The 2,507-nt window shown below is 38.2% G+C and carries 3 protein-coding genes; 1 reads left to right on the plus strand and 2 read right to left on the minus strand.

Annotated features, from left to right (window positions below; all coding sequences use genetic code 11):
• Nucleotides 1–137: 137 nt before the first annotated feature.
• Both ADA55_RS03225 and ADA55_RS03230 read right to left on the minus strand, forming a co-directional pair.
• Entirely contained in the window at nucleotides 138–668 is a 531-nt protein-coding gene (locus tag ADA55_RS03225; RefSeq protein WP_048678940.1) for a PadR family transcriptional regulator, read from the minus strand.
• Between the two features lie 46 nt (nucleotides 669–714).
• Nucleotides 715–1,896 carry a YhgE/Pip domain-containing protein gene (locus ADA55_RS03230; protein WP_048678943.1) on the minus strand — a complete coding sequence of 394 codons (1,182 nt, stop codon included), beginning with the start codon at nucleotides 1,894–1,896 and terminating at the stop codon, nucleotides 715–717.
• Between the two features lie 381 nt (nucleotides 1,897–2,277).
• On the opposite strand from ADA55_RS03230, the gene ADA55_RS03235 reads away from it, so the two are divergent.
• Nucleotides 2,278–2,507 (plus strand): cell wall hydrolase (locus ADA55_RS03235; RefSeq protein ID WP_048678945.1); only part of this gene is annotated, 230 nt, incomplete at its 3' end.

Below are 2,507 nucleotides of genomic sequence, written 5' to 3' on the forward strand. Positions count from 1 at the left end.
GAAGAAATTTACGACACTCCTGCCGAATAACTGGCTAGCCGAGACCCCACAGCCGCTTGCTTTGATGCGGCTTGGCAGACAGTTGGCGGAAAGGGAGCGCATTTCTGAAATCAACTCGAATTTGCCTACAAGTAAACTCACAATTCCTTTGTCTTAATCCTTTTGATTAACTCTTCAAACCAAGATATTGTGTGATCTGTTCTGGTCGAAAAATAACCAGCTAAAAATTCACGAATATTCTCGTTGCCTTTAGGTTCTGGCTCGAAATTCCCAAGCTGCTCCCAAATAGCCTTGATGGAATTTACTTTTCTTTCTAATATATCTACTACTTTATCCCGGTCCACATACTTGATGTTGGCTAAACCAACAATCATATCCTTGATTTCATCCGCATTTTCAAATAACTTATAGATTTTTTTGGGTAGTTCTTCGCGACCCTTATCCGTAATCGCAAATACCTGTTTATCAGGCCGATGTTCTTCTTTTATCACTTCAACTGGCTCGACTAAACCTTGTTTCACCAATGATTCAAAATGGTAGTACAGTTTACTTTCCGTTAACCCGCCCAGGCGATCCAATGGAATGGGTTCTGAAAGCTGCTTTTTTAATTTATAAGGATAATTTTTATCCTCCATCAGCTTGCTCAATATAAAAATTTGAATAGACATTTTCTACGCTCCTTTAAGAAGTATTATCTCCTTATTGTAGCAAAACCTAAGCTGTGATTTCTGCCGCTTTCTTTTCAACTTCTGTTTCAGAAACCTGTACTGGCATCGGTTTGTGTAAAAACGCGACAATAGCCATATTAATTAACATCGCACCGGCACCTACCGCAGCCATTGACCAAATATACGGACTTGGACTGATGCTGCCAAATAGGTTTGCAAAGTAAGCTTGAACCGAGTAATACATCGGTGAAATGTGGCTCATCCATTCATATGGTGCGTGCATCATATCACGTGTGATGGTGGCACCATTCGCTATTGTTTGCATTAATAAAATCGGTAAGTTTAAAATCATGCCGCCTTCACCAAATAAGAAGATTAAAATCGCGGTGAAATTAAAACATACCATATAGTTCAGTATTTGTTGACCTACTATACCAAAGAATAGGTCACCGCTCGGCTTGTCAATTAAATAGGCTACACCTACAGCGATGATTGATGAAACCACGGCAATCAATAATGCAGCCATTTGCACATAAGCGAATAACCGTGTTTTGCTTGCTTTTCCCCGGCTGGCTCTAAATGCACTTACTAATTGCATGGCCCCGATCATTGCCCCTACATAACCGGCCATTGTTAAGAACATCGGCAGCATATTATGATTCATGCCATCGGGTATTTCGTTGATTGTAACGACATTTCCTACATAGGATTTCTCAATCTTTTCCGCTAATTCAGCAGCTTGCTTTTCTGGTACATTAAAGTTCATCAATACGCCCTGAGCTGTTTGTTGCGAGAATTGTGTGCTTAACTGACTGTTAATTTCAGTTACGACAGAATTCATGGTAGAAGAAACGACTGTTGCGCCTGCCTCATTGATTGTAAAGTCGATGCTTGATGACGCTTCACCTTTTTGAATGTTTTCAGAGAAGGTTTTTGGGATGTGTACGATTAATGCTAAATCATTGTGCTCCAAATCTTTTAAGGCTTGTTTATTTGTTATATCCGTCTCGATTTCTTTAAAGGGTAAATTTTCTTGTAAATTTTCGGCGATCATTGCACCATTTTTACCAGCATCATCATTGATGATGGCGATAGGTAATTTATCGACATTTCCTGGAATGGCTGTATACCCAGGCAAGAAGATGCCTAGCATGGCAATTGCATAGAAAATCCCCATAAAGATTGCCGCTGTTGCACCTCGTGTTTTTAAGAATGCAGTAAATTTCATATGTTGAATCCATCCTTTTATTTTAAAGTATATTACTCGATTTAAAGTACTCAAGTTAGAGTAGTTTAAAAGAAGTACTTAGAATTTTATTTTATTTTTTACATAAAGTCAATCGAAAAATTTTATGTTTCCTTATTCAAAAGAAAAACCCCCGACACTGTTGGGGGGAATTTGTTATTTAGATTCCTTCGGCAACCTTGTGTGCAAAAAAAATCCTTCTCTGACTAGCATATAGGATCTTGATTTCATTCCATTAAGACACCCATTTTCTCGGTGTTACTAAACGAGTTAATAACAGCCTCTACTGAAGGAGAGTGTCATTTTCGCAAATAATGACATTAGTGCAGGCTGTTTTTCATACGATATATTTGGGGTGAAAAAATGCCGAGAGTAAGTTATCGAAGTTCAGACGTTGATTTAATGGCAAGGATGATGAGAGCTGAAGCCGAAGGTGAAGGACTGCAAGGAATGTTGTATGTTGGAAATGTAATTGTTAATCGTCTTAAGGCAAATTGTTTAGACTTTAAAGAGTTAAGAACAATTCCACAAGTCATTTTTCATGTACAAGGAGGAAATTATTCTTTTGAAGCTGTTCAAAAAGGGAATGTATT

This window comes from Bacillus sp. 220_BSPC (assembly GCF_001054655.1).
GTDB classification, from domain to species: Bacteria; Bacillota; Bacilli; order Bacillales; family DSM-1321; genus Peribacillus; species Peribacillus frigoritolerans.

Excerpts from the sequence above, each read along its gene's own strand:
- ADA55_RS03230 (WP_048678943.1), bottom strand. The coding sequence starts at position 1,896 with ATGAAATTTACTGCATTCTTAAAAACACGAGGTGCAACAGCGGCAATC.
- ADA55_RS03225 (WP_048678940.1), bottom strand. The coding sequence starts at position 668 with ATGTCTATTCAAATTTTTATATTGAGCAAGCTGATGGAGGATAAAAAT.